The 19,330-nt window shown below is 53.8% G+C and carries 24 protein-coding genes; 2 read left to right on the top strand and 22 right to left on the bottom strand.

All coding sequences use genetic code 11. The features are described from left to right. Positions 1-22: 22 nt before the first annotated feature. The 22 genes from CAG11_RS19180 to CAG11_RS19090 form a co-directional block, all read right to left on the bottom strand. Entirely contained in the window at positions 23-310 is a 288-nt protein-coding gene (locus tag CAG11_RS19180) for a hypothetical protein (RefSeq protein ID WP_085597449.1), read from the bottom strand. After that, positions 307-912 (bottom strand): DUF3275 family protein, encoded by a 606-nt coding sequence (locus CAG11_RS19175; RefSeq protein WP_085597448.1) that lies wholly within the window; start codon positions 910-912, stop codon positions 307-309. The genes CAG11_RS19180 and CAG11_RS19175 overlap by 4 nt, the downstream gene beginning before the upstream one ends. 67 nt (positions 913-979) lie before the next feature. Then, positions 980-1,693: a hypothetical protein gene (locus tag CAG11_RS19170; protein WP_085597447.1), complete on the bottom strand. Its 714-nt coding sequence runs from the start codon at positions 1,691-1,693 to the stop codon at positions 980-982. Positions 1,694-1,769: 76 nt separating this feature from the next. Continuing rightward, a complete protein-coding gene (locus CAG11_RS19165; protein WP_085597446.1) occupies positions 1,770-2,078 on the bottom strand; it encodes a hypothetical protein in 309 nt (102 codons plus the stop codon). Positions 2,079-2,333: 255 nt separating this feature from the next. Further along, positions 2,334-2,627, bottom strand: a complete 294-nt coding sequence (locus tag CAG11_RS33255) for a hypothetical protein (RefSeq protein ID WP_143494638.1) — start codon at positions 2,625-2,627, stop codon at positions 2,334-2,336. A 127-nt stretch (positions 2,628-2,754) separates the two neighbouring features. Continuing rightward, on the bottom strand, positions 2,755-3,099 hold the full coding sequence (locus CAG11_RS19160) for a hypothetical protein (RefSeq protein WP_085597445.1): 345 nt from the start codon (positions 3,097-3,099) through the stop codon (positions 2,755-2,757). Between the two features lie 113 nt (positions 3,100-3,212). Next, positions 3,213-3,431: a hypothetical protein gene (locus tag CAG11_RS19155; RefSeq protein WP_085597444.1), complete on the bottom strand. Its 219-nt coding sequence runs from the start codon at positions 3,429-3,431 to the stop codon at positions 3,213-3,215. Positions 3,432-3,487: 56 nt separating this feature from the next. Next, positions 3,488-3,637, bottom strand: coding sequence for a hypothetical protein (locus CAG11_RS33635; RefSeq protein ID WP_158091432.1), 150 nt, complete (start codon positions 3,635-3,637; stop codon positions 3,488-3,490). A 64-nt stretch (positions 3,638-3,701) separates the two neighbouring features. Then, positions 3,702-4,178, bottom strand: coding sequence for an STY4534 family ICE replication protein (locus CAG11_RS19150; RefSeq protein ID WP_085597443.1), 477 nt, complete (start codon positions 4,176-4,178; stop codon positions 3,702-3,704). A gap of 465 nt (positions 4,179-4,643) precedes the next feature. Continuing rightward, positions 4,644-4,820 (bottom strand): hypothetical protein, encoded by a 177-nt coding sequence (locus CAG11_RS33820; RefSeq protein WP_177409145.1) that lies wholly within the window; start codon positions 4,818-4,820, stop codon positions 4,644-4,646. A 66-nt stretch (positions 4,821-4,886) separates the two neighbouring features. Continuing rightward, entirely contained in the window at positions 4,887-5,231 is a 345-nt protein-coding gene (locus tag CAG11_RS33815) for a hypothetical protein (RefSeq protein ID WP_177409144.1), read from the bottom strand. A gap of 904 nt (positions 5,232-6,135) precedes the next feature. Continuing rightward, positions 6,136-6,576: a type IV pilus biogenesis protein PilM gene (gene pilM, locus CAG11_RS19140; RefSeq protein ID WP_085597442.1), complete on the bottom strand. Its 441-nt coding sequence runs from the start codon at positions 6,574-6,576 to the stop codon at positions 6,136-6,138. A gap of 419 nt (positions 6,577-6,995) precedes the next feature. After that, on the bottom strand, positions 6,996-7,412 hold the full coding sequence (locus CAG11_RS19135) for a hypothetical protein (RefSeq protein WP_085597441.1): 417 nt from the start codon (positions 7,410-7,412) through the stop codon (positions 6,996-6,998). 440 nt (positions 7,413-7,852) lie between these two features. After that, positions 7,853-9,043, bottom strand: coding sequence for a shufflon system plasmid conjugative transfer pilus tip adhesin PilV (gene pilV / locus CAG11_RS19130; RefSeq protein ID WP_256578628.1), 1,191 nt, complete (start codon positions 9,041-9,043; stop codon positions 7,853-7,855). Further along, on the bottom strand, positions 9,033-9,974 hold the full coding sequence (locus CAG11_RS19125; RefSeq protein ID WP_085597440.1) for an ATPase, T2SS/T4P/T4SS family: 942 nt from the start codon (positions 9,972-9,974) through the stop codon (positions 9,033-9,035). The genes pilV and CAG11_RS19125 overlap by 11 nt, the downstream gene beginning before the upstream one ends. A gap of 20 nt (positions 9,975-9,994) precedes the next feature. After that, positions 9,995-10,510: a type 4 pilus major pilin gene (locus tag CAG11_RS19120; protein WP_085597439.1), complete on the bottom strand. Its 516-nt coding sequence runs from the start codon at positions 10,508-10,510 to the stop codon at positions 9,995-9,997. A 21-nt stretch (positions 10,511-10,531) separates the two neighbouring features. Continuing rightward, a complete protein-coding gene (locus tag CAG11_RS19115) occupies positions 10,532-11,698 on the bottom strand; it encodes a type II secretion system F family protein (RefSeq protein WP_085597438.1) in 1,167 nt (388 codons plus the stop codon). Then, entirely contained in the window at positions 11,691-13,223 is a 1,533-nt protein-coding gene (locus tag CAG11_RS19110) for a GspE/PulE family protein (protein WP_085597437.1), read from the bottom strand. The genes CAG11_RS19115 and CAG11_RS19110 overlap by 8 nt, the downstream gene beginning before the upstream one ends. Continuing rightward, positions 13,220-13,750, bottom strand: coding sequence for a type IV pilus biogenesis protein PilP (gene pilP / locus CAG11_RS34540; RefSeq protein WP_158091431.1), 531 nt, complete (start codon positions 13,748-13,750; stop codon positions 13,220-13,222). The genes CAG11_RS19110 and pilP overlap by 4 nt, the downstream gene beginning before the upstream one ends. Continuing rightward, complete coding sequence (pilO2, locus tag CAG11_RS19100; protein WP_085597435.1) at positions 13,740-15,074, bottom strand: type 4b pilus protein PilO2; 1,335 nt, start codon at positions 15,072-15,074, stop codon at positions 13,740-13,742. Before pilO2 ends, pilP begins: the two co-directional genes overlap by 11 nt. 10 nt (positions 15,075-15,084) lie before the next feature. Next, positions 15,085-16,926 carry a PilN family type IVB pilus formation outer membrane protein gene (locus tag CAG11_RS19095; protein ID WP_085597434.1) on the bottom strand — a complete coding sequence of 614 codons (1,842 nt, stop codon included), beginning with the start codon at positions 16,924-16,926 and terminating at the stop codon, positions 15,085-15,087. Continuing rightward, positions 16,923-18,068 (bottom strand): TcpQ domain-containing protein, encoded by a 1,146-nt coding sequence (locus tag CAG11_RS19090; protein WP_085597433.1) that lies wholly within the window; start codon positions 18,066-18,068, stop codon positions 16,923-16,925. Before CAG11_RS19090 ends, CAG11_RS19095 begins: the two co-directional genes overlap by 4 nt. A gap of 194 nt (positions 18,069-18,262) precedes the next feature. Here CAG11_RS19090 and CAG11_RS33245 point away from each other — a divergent pair, with 194 nt between their 5' ends. Beyond that, entirely contained in the window at positions 18,263-18,847 is a 585-nt protein-coding gene (locus CAG11_RS33245) for a hypothetical protein (RefSeq protein WP_143494636.1), read from the top strand. Positions 18,848-18,850: 3 nt separating this feature from the next. After that, on the top strand, positions 18,851-19,051 hold the full coding sequence (locus CAG11_RS33240) for a hypothetical protein (RefSeq protein ID WP_143494634.1): 201 nt from the start codon (positions 18,851-18,853) through the stop codon (positions 19,049-19,051). The last annotated feature ends 279 nt before the right edge of the window (positions 19,052-19,330 follow it).

Below are 19,330 nucleotides of genomic sequence, written 5' to 3'. Positions count from 1 at the left end.
TCAGGGTGTGGTTGAACAGCGATTAAAGGCAGATTCGGTTGAGCTGGATGCTGCGATCGAGCCGCTGCAGTAGCCGAAGTGTTGTTTCTTGAGCAAAAACTGAGTCTTGGTATTCCTGCCTCACAGCCCTCTCAGGAGAAGATCTGTGTACACGCTGGCGAACTGCTTCAATGGCTGGTTCGACCAACGAGCGGTCAAGCAATGAAGCTTTGAAGAGATCAGCAATATCGTCGATCTCGACCTCTCGAAGAGCACAGGTAATGGTCAAAAGGAGACCACTGAACTCGGGGTGGTTGAAGATTGGATTCATGCTGCTTTCCTGTTCCAGGTTTGGGTTTTGAAATCCATGGAGTAACCGAGCTGTTCCATCCGGGAGCATTGGGCTCGTAGACGCTTTCGGTCGACAGTGGTGTCGAGCTTCACTGTTTCTGTCAGAGGCCAAACAGTGCCGAACAACTCCGCATCGGCTGCTGTATCGATTGTTGCCGCTGGAGTTTTGGGCTCCATTCCGAATGGTTCATCCGACGCGAGAGCGCTGTTGGACGTTTTTTGAGTCGCGGGCTCAGAAACCGGTGGGGACGCAAGGGGTGTCGCCGTTTCCTCCTCCAACGGATCGGGAACGTTCGTCGACAGTTGCTCCTCATCTTCTTCGCTGAGTGTCGTTACGTCATCGAGGGTCATCCCTTCGAGTTCGGCCCTGATCTCCACGACCAGCCGTCCACCATGTGAGTAGTACGAAGGGCGGATCTGCTTGATAGCAAAATCGCCCTGGTACTTACCCTCCTGGTATTGATCAAGCAGGGCATCCTTGATGGTGAACTCACCGATTGACGTAGCAAGACGCCCAACGTTGAAGAGGCCAAGCCGGCCGGAGACAGTACGAATGGCCAGTTGGCCTTTGATAGTGATCATAGGGGCTCCCCGAAATGCCAGAGGAGCACCTGCGGGTGCTCCCGCGAGGGTGGTTTGAGAAAAGAACCTAGAAGACCGGCAATCCTTCTAATCGGCAGCCGTTGGGGTCGATGATCAGGACTCGAACATCAGCTTGCCCTGCCAAAGTGAGTACACGAATGAACTCCTCGGGAAAACCTTCTTCTGCCTGTTGGGCCTGCAGTGTTGAAAGACCGAAACCCTCAATTGCATTCAGGTGTTTGTCCGTCCAGGGAGTGCCGATTAGTTTGAAGCCAACAGCATCGCTATCTGGAAGGGCAAAGCACTCGAACATGAGTTGAGTCGTATCTGCGTGTTCTACCAGGTGTTGAAGTTCGTCCCAGTCCTCATCAGGCAAATGGGCAGATGTAACCTCGAAAACGCGACTGTAAAAGCCGGTTTCGAAGGACAACTGGTTGATCAGTACCTGTGCAACTTCAGCAGATCCCAAATCACAGATCTGCTGTGAGGTGCCATTGTTTTCTCCGTGCAATGAGTAAACCACGGTATGGATAAAGCCCTGGTTCGTCAGGGCTTCGGTTTCGGGTGAGGACGGGCCGTTAATGGCAGCAGCATGAGTATCGTTGTACACGCACTCTTTACCGATAAGTTGCCAGTCTTGGAGCGATTCCTGATGGCTGATGAGTGATCGATAACAAGGCTCATAGACCTCGCCAGCTACGTCAGGGGTGATCATCAGTTCACGGGTAAGGAGGAAGTTTTGGTAACCACGGAAGAAGGGGTTTGATCGGGAGTGGGTCATGAGACGTCCTCTAAGGGAGGAGTCGCCCAGAGGGCGGCCCCTCTGGGTGGTGTGAAGTGAAAGTCAAGCTGTTGGTTCAGACTTGCTGGAGCTCGATTGAGATGTATGGCGACTCCCCTGCTGGGAAGTTGACTTGCAGCGAAAGCGGGATCCAGTCGCGTGTGCGTCCAGAACTCCGTTTTACATAAACCCCGAATGAGATCGGAGAGGTGTGCTGGTGCAGCTTTAGCTCTTGCCACGCAGCTTGAACAACGCTTGCTAGGCGCTGGCTCATTTCAGCAACCCGTAATGGGTTTTTTAGGTAAACCGCACGCATCCAAGCGGCGTTGTCCAGTAATACAGGGTAGGTGTGATAGGCGACTTGTGATGCAGAGGAAGGTGACATGCGAGGTCTCCATGGAGCGAGGCCTCGTCCGCGAGGATGAGATCCTCGCAGGTAGGTAAAGTTGAAACACTCCATCGACCAACTGGCAGATGCGATCGCGCTACCGAGTGCTATGCGATCTTTGGTTTGGGTTAACGCAGTGCGCCGGAGCCTTAAACCCTGGCTCCTTTGGAGGCGCTGTCGACGACAGCGAACCAATCCGGAATGGGTGGCGCGACGAGATCGTCGTGCCAGGTGACGCGGTGATGCAGAGGATCAGTCATGGATGGGGCAAGGATCGCCAAGGGAATTTGCGCAAAGAGAGCAGCGAGCTATTTCTGCGCCATAAGTGGCAGACTCCCAGCCTAGTACCCAAGCGTTCTTGAGGTCAGGCACCGACGTTAGTAAAACGGGGGGCAGGTGACTGCCGATCCGGCACGAGCTATGGTCTAGGGCTTCCGCATCAATCAGCGCTTGCCGGAGATCCTCTTCGGATCCGACAATGACAGCTTTTTCGTAATCGGTACGGGCATTCAGCGCAAGAGTAAAAGCCTGAGTGTTTTGATGCATGGTGATTCTCCTGAGAAAGAAGGTCACCAGCCCGAAGGTTGATGATCCCGTCGGGTGATGCAGTGAATGTGAGCTAGCTCTTGAGAATTACACCTAAGAGCTGATGTTGGAACAGTGAGCGTTAGCGTCAGAACGGCATGCCTTCGTAAATATTGCCCATCAAGGCAAGAGCGGCCTTTTTTGCAAGGAGGTGGTGCTGGTTGTCCAGCTTGATACCTTGCTGTGCAGCTACTCGCTTGAACAACTCGTCATGAGGGAACTGATAGGACGCCACTTGCTTATACAATGAGTTGAGCAGGTGAGCCTCGTATATTTCGAAGTACAGGCCACAAGCATGCATTGCCTCTTCTTGAAATTCCTCAATCTGCTCGGCAAATCGCTGCTCGAGGATGTCGAGACGCAGGAAGGAACTCGAGACAAATGGGTTAGTGACGAAAACTTGACCGGCGAAGATCTGAGTGGCTTGAGGCATGGTGATTCTCCTGAGAAAGAGGGTCACCAGCCCGACGGGCGATGAGCCCGTAGAGGGTATTGATAAGTTAAGCGGCCAGCGTATAACCGACCTTGGGAGGTACCGAGGTTGTCCTACCGCGTTGGAAGCACATAGTTCAGACCATCGCGCAAGCAGAGAGCCAGGTCCTCGTAACGGTTGGAGCGTTGCAGAACTTGTCCGCAAGCATTGGTGAGCTGCCAATAGCAGTCGCCCGATTCAAGTTCGTCCACTAAAAGCTCAAGCAGTTGGGTGTCAACTTGCACGCTGTAAGACAGCTCAAAGCCATCTACCTCGTTCTCTTCGATATGCATGGGTTATTACTTGGTTAAGAAAGAATGCTTCGATGATGGAAAATAGAAGCGAGGAGTTAGGCGATAAACGAATGCTCTTGTGCCTCGTTTTTATTGTGAAAGTAATGACCTGCAAGGCCAATCATGGAGAAGCTCATCAGCACCAGGTCTCCGAGAACTACGCTGGCGGCGAATGCGATGAGGTTTAACTTGAGCATTGTGTTCATGGACAATTCCTTTTGTAAGAACAAAGGCGCCTGAGGCGGCGCCTTGATTTGAAGTTGCCGAAAGTTATGCGGCGTTTTGTTGAGCATCTCCAGAGACATCGGAATCAGCAGCGTCTTTAGGTTCGGCTTCGTGGACGGTTTCACTATCGTCTTTGGGTTTGGCTTCGTAAACGGTTTCACCGTCGACTTTGATCCAACCCAAAAAGAGCAACCGGCCTTTGAGGCTTGCACCAGACTGACCCTTTTTTTCACCTTTATCGTAAGTGAACGAGTCTGCCCAGATATCACCGATGCGGAAAGACACAAGGACTTTCTTACCAGCCTCGACCGCTTCTATGCAGCGGCGGACGAGTTTGGTTGCTTCGGTACCAACGACATTGCAGTCGATGTAAGAATACTCGACAGCATCGCTGGCTCCATGAAGAGCGGCGATGGTTGTAGCGATGAAGGGGTTGCCTTTGCGTGGCGTTACTTCGCGGATACGGTTCAGGTAGCCGATGCCTGTGGTGTGCAGGTCAAAGTATTTAGTGTCATTGCTCATGGTGAATCTCCAATTTCGGTTGAAAGCGGAGAAACACTTCGCCCATGGGGGAAAGTATTCCCCGCGAGGGTTAAAGCTCGGGATGATGGGTTTGCTGATGTAGCTTAGTTTGGCTGCTTCCATCAATCATTGCTGACTGATTGATCGCGCTTCCGGAAGCTTGGCGATCTTGGGTTAATCAACACCTGTGAAAGTGGGCAGTCTTTCAGATCATGACTGCTCGGGCTTGGGTTACTGACGACGTCAGCAGCACACGCCTACAAGAATGGAAACGGACTATTCGCTTGTCAAGCCCCCAGAAAGAAAAAGCCCTCCGGGGGGAGGGCTTGGTCTGAGAATTAATGGGCACGAAGTAATTTTTGGCACTTACGTTTTACGTTCGGCCAGTCGGCCCACACAGCCATGCTTACGCAAACAAGCAGCAGGCCAGTCAACATGATGAGGCCAAAAGTTGTCTGGCTCATGTCAGTCCTCCGGAGTGAGGCAAATGCCTGTGATCCAGATTACAACACCTACAACAAGCGCGAAAGCCGTTAGCAGGCGATGATCACTGAGGAAGACACCTACGATGCCAGCGGCGACGGAGGTGGTGCCGATCTTGCGAAGGTCATCTGCAATCACAGCTCTTTTTTTGTTGACCATAGCTTTCCTTAGATCGCCAGGCCTTCACCCTGCCAGGTGAGGTGCCTGGCATGAGGGGGAGTGGATTTACAGCGGTGCTACTGGGGCTATGAGTTCATCCAGGGAGCCAAGGAGCGGCTTTTTAGGATTCGCCGGTTTACGTGGACGACGTTTCGCCGGAGCAGCAGGCTTGGTATTGCTATCAAACCACTGATTTAGGTCCACGCCGCGGCGAGCGAGCGTAGGCACACGACTGAGCTCCTCCCAGTCATTGCGAGTATCAACTGCAGCTGCCACGACGGTAGCTGTGGGTATGGAGTGGACAACTTCAGTTTGTGAGGGACGTTTCAGCGCACTAAGGAACACTCTGGTGAGAGTGCCGAGCGCATAGCCAATACGGAAGTAAGACGACGGTGAAGGCATATCATTCATAGTGCTTCTCCTGCGGTTGAAATGCGGAGAAACACTGACCCTGATGGGAAGTGAATTCCCCGCTGGGTGTGTTTTGAATGGGCTGTAAGAAAAGGCAGAGAAACACTACGCCCGGCAGGGACGTGGTTCCCTGCAGGATTTGCGGAAGGGGCTTCTATCGACTGCGGTCGATTGATCGTACTACCAGAAGCTGAACGACCTTTGGGCATGTTGCTGACGACGTCAGCAGATCACGGCCTAATAATCGGAGTGGGAGCAGGTTGTGTCAAGCGCGGGGAGATATGGAGGGCTGATGGGGAGAAGGGGAAGGCCGGCTGGAGCCGCCGTTGGAGGCAGGTCCAGCCGTGTCTAGAAAAAAGGTTGAAGGAGCCACCTGTGTTGGAATCGTCGATCCCTGGGCATTGATCGCCTCGATTCTCTCCACCTGACCATTTTCGTGGCTTTGGCCAGCAAACGTGGGGCACGCATCCGCGCACAAAAGGAGCCCAGCTTTTCGCCGGCGGGCCACCGGCAGTGAAGAACTACACCCAATTGGGTAGCCTCATCACCCTGAAGCAAGGCAATGAGGCTACCCAAATAGGGGAAAAAAGGATGGGCCACTTTACCAAAGTGGCCCTTCGATTAGATATGCACCGAACCCTTTCAAACTCTATGTGCCTGTGAACTCGATCACGAGTTAGACGGCTGCGCGACTAGGAGAGCAGGGAGACACAGGGAGAGTTACAGGATCCACACGTCCTTCCCGGAGCTAAACGTGCTTAGGTTTGGTGTTGAAGCGAGCCGCAACACCTGGGCGCTACTGATGACCGTCAGTAGCCAGCGGGGTTAAACCAACATTGATGTCATTATGTTGTCGGACTTACGCATATGCAAGCCAGGGGCCACCTGTTTCACACGATTGTAGTCAATTGACCGCCACTACTGCTCCCTCGGGAACTGCTGAGGGAATGGTAATCGAGGTTTGTCCGGACGATGGTGAAATCAGGAGGCCGGCACGGTTCACCCCTACGGCTGTCGACTGGGTGCGTTCAAAAAGTGCTGCAGGAAGCCCAACTGGTGCAGAAACTGCAATGAACGTGTAACTCTGGCCCATGGCCAGATAGGCACTGACACCTGAAAGCTTCACAAACCATGATGGCAGGTTCAGCACCCCATCTTGAGGGACGCCGGAGTATCCGGGGTTATTTTTGGCATACTCGGCTGCAGCGGACCGATAAACGAGCATATTCCGGCTCAAAGAGTCCAAGTCCGCCTGATCTGAAAGCGCTGTTGAGTCATTTTTGTACTGTACAGACAGACTGGTGACCAGCAGAAGCACAGTGAAAACCGCCCAGTAGAACCACACAATTTGATCCTCAGTTAGTTAGCAATCCCAGAAGCGTGTTCGACCCAGGCTTGATTGTTTTTTGAAGACTGAAACCCAGCAGATTTGTGAATTTTTCTTCGCTCAGATTGAGGGCACGACATACCCCACTGCATGGATACTCTTATTGCTCATGATTAACGTGGGCATAGGATTTTTCTTAATTTCGAGTGGGACAGACCAACCGACGGTGTCCCTATCTCAGCGAAAGTGCAGGCTTTAGATATAGATGGCTCCGGCGAAGTAGCAGGAGCGTCAAGGGCCGCGGAAGACCTATCACGTTGCACCAGAGGGCGCAATCTTGGCTGCAGAGCTCCGGATCAATAATCAGATGCCATAGGTGTATTACTGAGAGGAGTGGAGGATCGACTGGTGAGCGTCTGTTCGGACTTGGATATCGCTCACCCGTGATTGACTGTAGCTCTATGTCCCGAATTGCTGGGTAAGATGAGTGCCTTGGGAGCGCTTCGGATTCCAGCGAAGGTGCCCGATTTTTTTTCCGCGGATTGATTTTTGGACCAGATTTTTAGCAAGACACGAAACATATCTGACAGGATGGTTGCTAGTTTAATCGCTATGCTCTCTTCAAGGTTTTTGGCTGTTCCGGTAACGCATCCAAATCGGTGAATGCTTTGCGTCGGGATTTCTAAAGCAGCCAAAGCCCCGTCAATGAAACCGTCCATAAAGCCGTCAAGCCGCTCACATTGCAGACGCAGAGTAAGTGCGTCTGGCGCATTCTGATAGTTCCAGTGCACTTCATAGAACGCACCTTTCTTTCTAATCAGTACTTCTTCCTGATGGTCAAGCGGGCTTTGCATGCGTCCTCCAGCATACCGATGCGTGGTCTTCTGTTTTGCACACGGCAAAAAAGTCGAAAATGTCTTCTAACGGAGTGAAAATCCGCGAAAAACACTGTTGAATTGTTACCAGCGTCTATAACGACCGATTCGAGCATGCGGTCAACCGTCCACTCTGATCAGATACTTAGCAGGGTTAAGCATCACTCGTCCTTGGTTTCTATTGCTCACGGAGTAGTATTGTAGTGGATCTAATTTGTCTCAATCGATACTTTTTGGATTCATTTTTGTGACCGTTCGTCAGGTCACCGCAATCGAATGTGCAGGTGAGCGGCTGCAGGAGCCCGTCAGGGGGCACTGAGCCGCCGTTGCGTTTTATCATGGTCCCTTATGTACAATTCGCCATGACCCAATCCCTCCAATCTTTTTCCGCACCCCTGAGTGGCAAGGTTTGGTCTCAGTTATTGAACCAGTACGCAGTTACGGACGGTTTGCGGTCTGTCGTAAACGATGTTGAGGCAGTAGCTATAGCTTGAATACTGACCCACGCACCCGATAGAGCTCCAAGCACCTCCTCCGAAGTCTATCGAACCGTCATACGGGCATCTATACATAGGCGGTGTGCTGCCTGCTTTCCATATACCGGATTGGCAAGATAGTGTGAGGCCAGCTGAGTTCTTAGCTATGAGCTTGTTGTCGCTGCAGGCATCACCCTCATTAGCAAGTCCCCCGATCGACAGGTATTCGTTCGTTGCGAGCCGGCCGCTCGCTGTAATCGTGCTCAAGGAGGTGACCTTGCCAGCGGCTACTTCACCTCCAGTGGCGAGTCCCTTGTCGTTGAAAATGCGCACATAGTCAGCGTCAGATTGGTAGATACCACCTCCCCATTTTTCGCTGTACCAGCCGGTATCCCCGCGGGTCCTGAACCAACCGCCTGTGTAGGTTTCTCCGGACACGTTGGCCGTTGTAGCATTGAGAGTGCTCGTGTTGTTGATGTCGTTGCCGCCCATGTCGATGTGGGTATTCATCCTGTTGAGCTCAGGCCGGTTGGGTACTGCGTTTCGGTACAAGTAATCGTTGGCCAGGTCACCGTCCATTAAAAATAGCGCGCTGGCTGTATGGCCTGGACCAGGGTTGATGGCGTAGTTGCTCAGTGCGAGCTGCCAGCCACCCCTAACCCCTTGGATGACATTCGGAGAGATCGAGGAGATAAAACCGCCAGGGCCGCCCAGATGCTCAGCTATGCTCCGGATCCCGAGCTCTGGAATTGCCTGGCCACCGATTGATAGTGCGATGACTTCCAGCTGGTTGGGGTTTGGCTTGCGAGCCAGCCCGACAATGGTCTGGCCGAAGCTATTCGAATCAGTGAACCCCGCAGGCAAGTATTTTGTATTGATGAGCATCGGGACGGTGATTTGCACCGGAGCTGTCGCCGTCGCGTTGGCCAGGACGGTGCTGTAGTTGTCTTTGACGTATTTGCTGAGGGCTTCGGCGATGGTCTTCTGCTTATTTGCAGCAATTTCATAATCTTGCGAATCCTGCTGCCTGATGATCAAACCTGTCGCAAGTGTCGTCATCAGCGCTAGCACCACCAGCGCCATCACTGCATCAATGGTCAACATCCCTGCTTGTTTGCGTTTACTACTGGTCATTCCAGAGGCTCCTCGCAGCCTGGCTCGCTATGTCTTGCTCGAGCATCTGCATCTTGTCTGATCGGATCTTTTCTCTAATCCCGTTACTTTCGCTGGAGGCCAAGGAGAGACACTGCAGCTTGAGACGTTTGAATCCACTGCCGTCTTTCAGCAGCGTTTGATGAATGACGGCGATGAGCCCTTGAGCAAGTATCTGGAGTGCGTTCGGCAGCACTGGTTGGGCCAGCACGGCGAGACGCTCTATCCCTTGAATCACAGAGCCTGAATGCCCTGTGCAGATGATGAAGTGCCCGTTGATCGATGCCTGCACAACCTGTGCAGCTGTAGGGGTGTCTCGAACCTCACCGACAAGGATCATCTCGGCCCTGGTGCGAAGAGCCCGGATGAGTGCCTCCTCATAACCACCCTGGCGGCGCGAAACCGGAACCTGCACACACCTGCCTTCTCCATGCACGCCGTGCAACAGAGGCTCTGGAGGATCCTCGATCGTGAGAGCCATACCTCCCCATTTTTCGAGACGTGCTTTGACCAGAGAAGCGGCACTTGAGGTCTTGCCCGATCCCATCTCTCCGCAGATGAAAATGAGCCCCCTAAGCGCTTGGCTTAGGAGCGTGTCGTGGAGCTCATCGGACAGCCCCAGATCATCCAGTGGAAGAATTTTTACGGCTGATTTACTCAACACAAAGAGGGACTTGTTGTTGAGGTCCGATAGCTGGGTAACGCGGAAAACAACACCCTCATGAATCAGCGAAAATTCTGGTTCCTGGGTTGCGGTGTAGTGTTTATGGCAGCGTTCACGTAGCACCTGGATCTCCTCTAGCCACTCTCCTGGAGCAGGTGCCCGAGGAGGGTGGTCAGGAAGTCCCTTCACGTCAGCGAAGCCGTCTCCGAGATAGAGGTCGACGAAGGTGGCTTCAGAGATCGTGCTCATACGGTGGTCCTTCACCTTGATTAGAAGAAGGTCCAGGCAATGGTATTGGTGTCGCTCGAGCAGCTCGTTGAAGCTGTCATCCCGAGGATCTCACCGGTAGTGGCAGAGCCTCCGTTGATTGCCGTCGTGGTCTTCTGGTCTTTTGCGACCTTTGTGGCAAGCACGATGCAAGCGCTCTTCGGCAGGTTGGATTCGGTGATGGTGAAGGTCATGCCATTGCTCACGACGGTCACAGATCCGTTCCACTGGTTGACCAGGGTATTGCCATTCTTGCCCATGGTACCGGTGCCCTCGAGGTTGATGAGGGATGGAACCATATTGGCTCCGGACGTCCCGTAGCCGGCTGAGCCTTTGAGTTTTTTAGTGTTCGCGACCATGGTGCTGATGTTGCTCTGCTCGATCGCTGTGTCTGAGTTGCCGAGCATTGCCCAGGCGATTACGAGAATGAAGCCGAGTGCAACGGCGATCAGCATGAGCCAGAAAACGCCGTCAATCGAAAGAAAACCGCCTTGTTTTTTCGGGGAACGAATAGCCATGTCATTTACCTTTTTGACTGCTTAGAAATTTGCTGAGTCCATTACGCCACGGGCCATCTGGAAGATTCCGACTACGACCAGGATCATCAAAACGCCCATGCACACCGATGAAAATGCGATAAGGAACTTGGAGGTTGCCTCAACCTTTCGAAGGGTCTGCTCAAGCCAGCGGGATGCGAAATGCTCCATGGATTCGGCAAAGCCTTTGCGCACGGCCAGCACTTCCAGGTAATGAATGGCCATAGCGTCAGGAAATTTATGACCAGCAAGTTTCAGCGCTTGACCGAAGTTCTTGCCGGAGCGAACACCGTAGTGAATGGCGTCTAAGCGCTCTCGTAGCCATGGGGGAGCCCCCCGCTTGAGGATGGTCAGAGCGTCCAGCTGGTTGATGCCGCTGCGCAGCATCACTGACATGTTCATCAGAAAGATCGACCCATGAAGGACTTTGTAGATGCTCCATGGCGGTGCTGACTCCAGTTTCAGCCGCGCTTTCTGCAAGATCCTGCTCAACTGAATCTTCCAAGTAGGACTGGTTGGCTTAAGCGCAAGGCCGCAAAAGACAGGCAGTGTCAGGGTCGCGGTGAGAATGACGATCACCACCGAACCCAGGATGAAGAAGCCGTAATGGCTCACCAGATTTGAAAGGTGGTAGAGAAGCGCTGGTACTCCGGTCCAGGCATCTGGGTCTGAGCGTTTCGTCATCGACGGCACCATCCATAGTGCAATCACGTAAAGCAGTGCCCACATCAGACTCCAGGTCAAAGAAGGCATAGCAACCACCGACTGTATGAGTCGGGCAATTCGCTGACGTATCTCGATGATCCGCACACAGTCCCGGAATGCCTGAACCAGCTTGCCGGTCTCCTCACCGGTCTCAATGAGCGAGACTTCCTCGTAAGGCAGTCGGCGCCGGCAGGATTGGGCCAGGGACTTCCCTCCACGAACGGACATCGCGATCTCGGAGCAAACGATTGAAACTGGATGCAGTTCTTTACCGTCATTGCTGAAGGCCTTTTGCACTGTTTCAAGTGCTACCTCGATCGAAATACCGTCCTCGAGTACGCCCATCAGGCTCTCGTAGAACTGAATACGCTCCTTTTTTCCAAACTGGGCAGCGTAGAACCTGGCCACCCAGTCGCGTGTGGCCTCTTTGAGACCAGCGCTTAGATCCTGAAGTTGATCAAGCATGGCTGAGCTCCACCAACTGCCGGTCAAAGTCCAGTGGGCCAATCAGTGTTTCAGCATGTCGCGGATCCACTGTGCCGGCTTTGATCTTTCTAATGGCGTGATCGATCTTGGTGATGCCGCCCATCTCCTTGACCCAGTGCCGGCGAGCAGCACTCGCTCCCTTCTCGGAGAAAATCTTCATGAAAAGCAGGTCTGTCATAAGGATCTCGGCCACTACGGTGCGGCCTGCCACCCCTAGATTTTTGCAATCAGGACACCCTGGGCCGACCAGGTTCACCTGGTCGATGATCTGGAGTTGCTCCAGTCGTTCAAGTAGGCCTTGGCTTACGCTATCGAGATGATTTCGCAGGGGCACGCAGCAGGACTGGCACAGCATAGGGAGAAGCGACTGATTGATGAGCCCCGTTGTCAGCGCTGGATCGGTCACCAGGTAATCTGGTACACCCATGTCGATAAGGCGCTGGAGTGACGCAACGGCGTTGTTGGTATGCAGCGTGCTCCAGACCAGGTGGCCAGTCATTCCGCCACTGTAAGCGGCTTGTGCGGACTCGAGATCACGAATCTCACCGTACATGAGCACGTCTGGATCAAGCCGTACCGAGTTTTTGATCCCTGCTTGCCAGCTTTCACTAGGTCCCAGCGGGGACTGGTTGGCTTTGAGTGGGTACTCGGGAGGATCTTCGATCGTGAGGATGTGGCGCGTGCCCTCGGTTTCTTCGGAGAGGAGATTCAGGTTGATCTGCAGCGACTTCGATTTACCGGATCCGGTAGGGCCGGTGATCAGATTGACGCCGTAGGGGAGGCTGCGCAGGCGTGCATATTGAGCAATCTGTTCAGGAAGAAAACCGAGATCCTCAAGCGATGCCTTCGACTCATCGTCGTAGAGCAGACGCATCACCATCAGCGGTCCATCGACTAACGGCCGGGTCGAAAGGCGAGCACCAAATAAACCGAGGGTTTCTACAAAGCTGCGGGCAACACGAGCATCTTGTGGGATGGTCGGCTGAAAGTGATCTTTGGTGACGTCGCACATGCTGTTGTACAGCGCAGAACACAGCTCCAGCCCCACGCCGCTTTTTTCCTGGGCTGCCTCCCACAGCAAGCCGTGGATACGATAAAAGATCTTGGTGATCTCATATCCGACCACGATGTGGATGTCGCTTGCTCCACGCTTGTGTGCGTCCGCCAAGATCCTTAGTGCATGCGCTTGGCGGACAGTATCGACTTGATCTGAACCGATGGTCTGGCTTGATGCTTGATAGATCGACTTGATATCGGTCATCGAGCAGGGCTTGATCACGTACTCGAACTGCTCATGCTCGAGCTTATCCATGAAGGCCATGACATGCGGGTCGGCCTGGTGCTGCGCTGAAATATGCAGTGTGCCGTCTTCGGTCAGGGCGCAGATCTGTCGATGGTCGGGTTTGAGCTCGAAGCGTTCTCCCTGCGCGGTTAGCACAAGGCCAGAGAACTCGGAGGAGGTCGATATCGAACTCGCCAGTGGTGGGCTTTCTAAGATCGTCATGGACGCTGCTCCCACTGAGGTATGGCCTGGCCAGGTAGTGCTGTCGGGACCGCGGACACACCTGTTGGAGCTTGGTTTGAGAAGCCCAACTGGTAGCGCTTTCCTTTGCGCTCTACGGTTACTCCATCCAGGGAGACTTGGACCACCCGGTACCCACCAGGAATCTCCCTGCCGGCCGTAGTATCGAGCTCAATGCCTCCAGCAAATAGCAACGTTGCCTGCAGCTTCTTGGACGATCCGGAAATGGTCCGAACGACTGGTAGAGCTGGCTCGCCGGGCTCGCGAAGTATTGGCGTTGGCTGCGATGTCAGCCCTTCAAGTCCACCTACTGCAGTAGACGAGGCGGTCACAGCTGCGCCGATATCTCTTTCAGCTTTGGCACGCTCGGCCTGGGCTCTGTACAGAATCGTTTCGCTTTGTACCTTGCCGAGTTCACCCACGTTGATCCCAGAGAGATCGGGTGGAGATGCGGTCGCGTAAGAGCTGGCCAGGGCAAGCAAGCCAAGTAGCCATGAGTCATTTCGCATAGAGATCTCCTTTGACAGACCACATGAGGTGGCCAGCTTTGTATTCGGTCTTGATTTCGCGCAGCCGAAGGCCCTGGCTGGGCGCATCTCCGAGTGCGTCGTATGGAAGAACGCCGCTCACAACATCAAGCTGAAATTGCTTCCACTGCGGAGGTGGTGGAGGAGGGGGAGCAGGCTGCCCTGGAAGCGCCGGTTGTTGAGGCACGACGACAGGCACTTCTTTCAGCTTGGGTTCTTGTGAGAAGCGATGCAGCCAGGTTGAGAGGTCTGCAAGCGCGTCTATGGCGTCGATCAGAGGCTCATCGCCTGCAGCCGGCAGTGAAAGGCTGAACTGAAGGGTGGCTGAGTTACCTTCATCAAAGAACGCGGGGCGATCAGAGAAATATCCTTTGCTCGCATTGATGAGTTCTGCAGCGGTGCTGTTACCCGTCCGTTTGTAAGATGCTAGGACTTGATTCCCATCGCACTGGGCATCAGCGAAGGACCAGCCGGAGATGTTCAACGGCAGTTGGTACAGCACTTCGCTGCAACCCTGGATGAACGTTGTGACGGACGGCAGTGTTGCCCAAGGGTGATCGAGGGCCTGAGCTGGCTGTTGCGTCCCAGTTTCGGCTTGGAGTTTCTCCAGATCTGCCAGACGACGCTTCTCTGCTTCGATCAGTGCTTCTTGAGCGATCCTTTGCTTGTGAGCATTCCACTGCAACCAGCCGATGAAGGCCCCGCCGATCAGTAGGCCGATAATGCTCAGTTGCACTATCTCTGCTTTGGAGAGGCCGAACACCAGTGGCCTGAGGCGATACTCGCGCTTGAGCTTTGAGGGGTGTAGTAACTCCTCGACGTCTAGAGGAGTACCACCCATGCCGAACTCTGTTGGCAGATACCAGGCTTTGAACTCAATGCCACGACTGCGTTGCTGAGAGACTCGCTTGCGAACTTCCGCCTCAGTACCCATGACGTCGCAACCCGGGATGACGCCTCCGTCATGCACCGCGACGACAGCGAAGCGATCATCCTCATCTGACACACGCCAGGCTGCTACCCATGACTCGCCCAACTGGCCTGCCAAGGTTGAGGCCAGCGAGTACATTCCTTTCGTCACACCATCGTTTCGGGAGACGAAACCCGCTTGGATAGTCCGCGTAGATCGTCTAATGGTGACAATGTCGAGCTGGTTTTCCTTGCCGAATTGCCGGGCTTCCTTCATGTAGCCGGTGACACTATCTAGCGGCTGCCAACGGAGCCCGGTCACGAATGTGTAGCCGCCGTGTGACAGCAGCTGTACTCGAGATCGGATTGTCTTCGGCGCAGGGGCTTCTGAACTCATGATCAGGCCCTTACAACGTATGGCAGGCACGCATAGGAGGCCTGCAGAAGGTTGAGGGGACGGTATTGATAGCCTGAGCTGTGACAGGAACCGGTGAAGGCTGGCTTTGGGTACTGGCGCCTAAGTCGTCAGGCAGCACCACAGGTGTTACCAGGACAACGACAGCCGAATGATCGCTACTGCGTGTACGGCTGCCACCCAGACCGAAGAAGCTGGCATCACCAACGCCTGTTTTGTTCGCGTTCTCGGTGTTCTCTTCGAAGCCAGTGAGAACCAGCGTCTGACCTGAGCGCAGTAGGACCTTGGGCGCTGCGTTCTTGGTGTCGAAGTCAGCAGTTTGGACACTGGAACCATTGCTGGTGAACGTCGTGAACGTTGGCTTGCTGCTCATGCTGATGCTGATCATCAGCAACATGTTGTCTCGGTCGATGATCTTCGGCAGCAGCATCATGTTGAAGCCACTGGTGATTGTTGCAGGCGTGAGAGAGGTGCTGGATCCGACCGATGCCGTGGTGGTGGTAGAGCTGGAGGCCACGTAACTTTTTACGTTGCCAATTTGGATAGGCGCCGGCTGTAGATTCAGGGTGGTGATGGAAGGCGAGCGAACGTCCGAGATTCGACCCTGTTCTGAAAGGGCTTGGATTACGGCGCTGGAACCGGCCCAGGGCGAACTGGACGTGTCGAGGATACTGACAGAGCCGGAGATGGCATCGGTACTGATACCGGCGACCTTATTGGCGAGAGAGAGCCCCCACTTTCCTGAGACCGACTTGTAGACGGCTTTCCAGTTGACAGCGGTCTGGTCGCGATCGGTGAAGTTGACTTCGAAGATCTTGACGTTGAACAGCACCTGCCTGGTGATGTTTCGGTTTGTACTCTGCAGGTAGCTTGCGATGCGGTTGAGGACCTCAGGACGGTCACTTACGGTCAGCGTACCAGTCGAGCGCGAGAGGAAAATCCGCCCAGCAGGCTGGGTGCTGAGCATGGCTTTGACGTTATTCTCGATGTCGCTGAGCAGCGATGTTTTGATCTGAACCGTTGTGCTTTGGTTACTGCCGGAGTCTCCCGATGCTCCAGTGCCAGACGAAGTGCCACTGGATCCGTTAGACCCACTCCCTGTCGAGGTGATCAACCCGGACTTGACGACACTTTCGATGACCTGGTCGTCACCAAAGGCCCAGACGTCGAAGGTCCTGGTGTCGAAGTAGGTGATTCGAGCACCCTGCAGCTGGGGATCGTAGTGCCAGGAAAGGCCCAAGCGAGACGTGACCTGGTTCAACAGTGCTGAGACTGGGCCGGAGAACTTGATTCCACTGATCAGGCCAGGTGTACCCGACAGCAATTCGCTCTCCAAGCTTCTTGCGCCGCTAGGAAGGCTGCCTGCCAGCCCGGTTGGCATCAGCGCAGCCAAGTTATCCGGATTGCTCATGTTGACGGCAGGAGGAGCCGCAGCGGCGCTGCTGTTGCCGGGGCGGGAGGACAAGATGGATGGGTTTAGCGCATCGGGTGCGACAACCACCGGCAGACCGGTTTCTCGCGTGATGAACTGAGCGACTTCAGAGAGAGAAACCGTCGATGCCGGTCGATAGGCAATGTCCCTGTCGAGATTCAGAGGGAGACCACGCTTGGTCACCAGTGGTTGGGTCGACACCCAGGGTTTTTCACTGAAAATGACGGTATCTCGAGCGGGCTCGGGCTGTTGGTTTTGGAGGTAGCCGTTGTACTGGCGAGCGGTTGACGCCTCGTTCTCTGCGCGACTCGCGGAGTCGTTCACGCGCTGCACGGCGCAGCTGCTGATCAGGGGTAAGGTCACAAGGACCGCGGCCCAGCGAAACCGGAACAATGGAGTCATTTTTTCTTTCTCTCAGCGATATGTATGAGCCGCTGTGCAGCGCTGCCATCGACTACGAATGAGCGCGGCGCTTTGTCGTAGAGAGGGAACACCTGCTTGATTGCTTCTTCGAACGAGCCTTCAAAGTGCAATGGAGCAGCAATTGGGTAGTCCAGGTCCTCCTGCTCCCACAGCAACGTCCAGTTGGCCTTCTGTGCCCAGGCTTCAACGCTCTGGCGAAGAGTTGATCCGGTACTGGCCGTCCAGATCTCCGACAGAGGCTTTGCAGGCACGGGCGCCGGGTTTGAGATGGGGGACTGTTGAGGCGCAGTGGTAACTGCAGGTACGGCCTTCATCGAAGCCACTGCAGATGAACTGGCGAGTGACGTAACTGGTACAGCACTGGAGTTCGGAGCCACGTTGGGCACCGCTTTATGGATAGAAGGGCCGTCCTTGGCGGGTACCACTGGGGAAAGCGTTTGGGTGGTGGCGGATGATCCCTGCACACTCGTTGGCGTTACTGCTGTGATTGCCGAGGCGGAAGGCACGGCGGTTACAACAACAGAGCTGGCCTTGTCAGCAGATGGGGGCGCCGGGGGCAGTGTGGTCGGCGATTTAGCGGCATAGAGCTGCGCAGATGAGGCGACCGGATCTGGTAGCTGGTATCCCGGGCGCAGCACAAAGCAGACCTGCCGATTCACCTCATCAACTTTAACCTGCCAGGCAGGGCCGGCCAGGACCTGCAGCGTATTGCGCAAGGTCATAGGCCCAAGCTTGTACTGGGCCGCTGGAAGAGGACGGGTGTACAGGATGTTGACGTGAGGCGTGCTCGGTGAGCAGAGCGTGTACCCCGACCGGTCCACGACGTAGAGCATGGCATCTCGAATGCTTGGGCTCATCCCTGAGGGGATAGTCACGTCGATGATCTGGGCCATGAGGTCCCGTTGGCTGGAACCAGGTTCGGTGCTGACCAGGGTGTAGCGGCCGTACCGAACAACGGGTTCTTTCGCAGGAACAGCACCATTGGGATACAGATCCGGAGACAGCCACTCAGGATTGCGACTGCTATCGAACGCGGATGTTGGCTTGGGTGATTCAGCCTTTTGGCTCGCACAGCCTGCGATGAGTGCGACAAGCGAGAGAGTGGTCAACTGCCTGATCATTTAGGCCCCCTTTAATGATGGGGGCCACGATGACAGGCAGTCAGAAACCGCGCAGCCGGAAATGAATACTGGGCTGCTGAGCGTTTTTATTTGTGTTCATCCAGTCATGAAAAATTTGCGAGCACGCCAAGAACAGCTATAAATGTTTGTTGGGATAATATGGATTATGACTTTTCGTTATAGGGAGATTGTAAGTGGGGAGGAAGATTTGTTTTGCACTCGTATTCCTACTTTCCGGTTTGGCTCACTTGCCTACTTGGGCGACCACTAATGCTGAAGCATACAGCGACTGTCTAGGTTATCAAAAACAGTTCGTGATATTGTTTGGCTCCGGTCAGCAGTGTGTACTTGGTGTAAATCCATACAGCACAGTTGGCGCATATTCCTTTGGATACTATACACCTTGGTATGGCACGTTTTATTCAAGAACGATTGATCAATACGCGGGAGTTGTCCCTGACGATCTGACAAAGACCGGTGGAGAAAGCTCTATTTGCGGAGTTGAGAATGTCTTCGTTATAGACCCTATTAATCCCTTAAATGGCAATGAGTACTTTGTTGATTCTGACTATGAGGGTGGACGGGGACTGAGCTTTAAGCGCTATTACAACAGTATGGTCGGATCGTGGACGTATAGTTACTCAAGAAATCTTTTTATAAATAGTATGAGCATAAAATTAACCTTGGATGAAGGGGAAGGTATTGACTTTAAATTAGTAGGTGGCGCGTGGGTTGGCTCAAGGGAAGGCGGCAGTTTGACTGCGATTAATGGTGGGTGAGTTATGATTGTGTACATACTGCAGCATATTTCCGAATATGGAGATAGAGAGGATGTTAAGATAATTGGTATTTATAGTACTGCTGAGTTGGCCAATGAAGCCGCGTTAGATATTTCACTGGCACCAGGGTTTAAGGAGTTCCCCCAAGGTTTTAGTGTGGATCCCTATGAACTAGACAGAACTTTTTGGAAGGAAGGGTTCTGAGGTGGGTCACAAGCATGTGTAGATAAGTGTTCAATCAAGGAGGGTCGATTTAGTTTTAGTCCCAAAGCGTAGGGTGTAGAAATTTATGGAGCAGAAAGGAATAATGCTTTCTCGAAAGTTTTTGGGTGCTGGAATATGCTTTGGCATGGTCCAATTGGGCTTGGCTTATGCTGATGGGGCGGCAGATTTTGAATTTATAGATTATCAATGCACTGGTGATGATTCAGGTTAGCCTAACTTTACATCTGAGTGGGCGGCGGACATGCAAGGGGTAAGATT

The organism is Pseudomonas sp. B6(2017) (genome assembly GCF_002112765.1).
Classification (GTDB): Bacteria; Pseudomonadota; Gammaproteobacteria; order Pseudomonadales; family Pseudomonadaceae; genus Aquipseudomonas; species Aquipseudomonas piscis.
This window is presented reverse-complemented; position numbering and strand designations above follow the sequence as displayed.

Bases quoted from the DNA above. Each gene is read 5' to 3' on its own strand.
- CAG11_RS19180 (WP_085597449.1), bottom strand. From the start codon at position 310: ATGAATCCAATCTTCAACCACCCCGAGTTCAGTGGTCTCCTTTTGACC.
- CAG11_RS19175 (WP_085597448.1), bottom strand. From the start codon at position 912: ATGATCACTATCAAAGGCCAACTGGCCATTCGTACTGTCTCCGGCCGG.
- CAG11_RS19170 (WP_085597447.1), bottom strand. From the start codon at position 1,693: ATGACCCACTCCCGATCAAACCCCTTCTTCCGTGGTTACCAAAACTTC.
- CAG11_RS19165 (WP_085597446.1), bottom strand. From the start codon at position 2,078: ATGTCACCTTCCTCTGCATCACAAGTCGCCTATCACACCTACCCTGTA.
- CAG11_RS33255 (WP_143494638.1), bottom strand. From the start codon at position 2,627: ATGCATCAAAACACTCAGGCTTTTACTCTTGCGCTGAATGCCCGTACC.
- CAG11_RS19160 (WP_085597445.1), bottom strand. From the start codon at position 3,099: ATGCCTCAAGCCACTCAGATCTTCGCCGGTCAAGTTTTCGTCACTAAC.
- CAG11_RS19155 (WP_085597444.1), bottom strand. From the start codon at position 3,431: ATGCATATCGAAGAGAACGAGGTAGATGGCTTTGAGCTGTCTTACAGC.
- CAG11_RS33635 (WP_158091432.1), bottom strand. From the start codon at position 3,637: ATGAACACAATGCTCAAGTTAAACCTCATCGCATTCGCCGCCAGCGTA.
- CAG11_RS19150 (WP_085597443.1), bottom strand. From the start codon at position 4,178: ATGAGCAATGACACTAAATACTTTGACCTGCACACCACAGGCATCGGC.
- CAG11_RS33820 (WP_177409145.1), bottom strand. From the start codon at position 4,820: ATGGTCAACAAAAAAAGAGCTGTGATTGCAGATGACCTTCGCAAGATC.
- CAG11_RS33815 (WP_177409144.1), bottom strand. From the start codon at position 5,231: ATGAATGATATGCCTTCACCGTCGTCTTACTTCCGTATTGGCTATGCG.
- CAG11_RS19135 (WP_085597441.1), bottom strand. From the start codon at position 7,412: ATGCAAAGCCCGCTTGACCATCAGGAAGAAGTACTGATTAGAAAGAAA.
- pilV (WP_256578628.1), bottom strand. From the start codon at position 9,043: ATGACCAGTAGTAAACGCAAACAAGCAGGGATGTTGACCATTGATGCA.
- CAG11_RS19125 (WP_085597440.1), bottom strand. From the start codon at position 9,974: ATGAGCACGATCTCTGAAGCCACCTTCGTCGACCTCTATCTCGGAGAC.
- CAG11_RS19120 (WP_085597439.1), bottom strand. From the start codon at position 10,510: ATGGCTATTCGTTCCCCGAAAAAACAAGGCGGTTTTCTTTCGATTGAC.
- CAG11_RS19115 (WP_085597438.1), bottom strand. From the start codon at position 11,698: ATGCTTGATCAACTTCAGGATCTAAGCGCTGGTCTCAAAGAGGCCACA.
- CAG11_RS19110 (WP_085597437.1), bottom strand. From the start codon at position 13,223: ATGACGATCTTAGAAAGCCCACCACTGGCGAGTTCGATATCGACCTCC.
- pilP (WP_158091431.1), bottom strand. From the start codon at position 13,750: ATGCGAAATGACTCATGGCTACTTGGCTTGCTTGCCCTGGCCAGCTCT.
- pilO2 (WP_085597435.1), bottom strand. From the start codon at position 15,074: ATGAGTTCAGAAGCCCCTGCGCCGAAGACAATCCGATCTCGAGTACAG.
- CAG11_RS19095 (WP_085597434.1), bottom strand. From the start codon at position 16,926: ATGACTCCATTGTTCCGGTTTCGCTGGGCCGCGGTCCTTGTGACCTTA.
- CAG11_RS19090 (WP_085597433.1), bottom strand. From the start codon at position 18,068: ATGATCAGGCAGTTGACCACTCTCTCGCTTGTCGCACTCATCGCAGGC.
- CAG11_RS33240 (WP_143494634.1), top strand. From the start codon at position 18,851: ATGATTGTGTACATACTGCAGCATATTTCCGAATATGGAGATAGAGAG.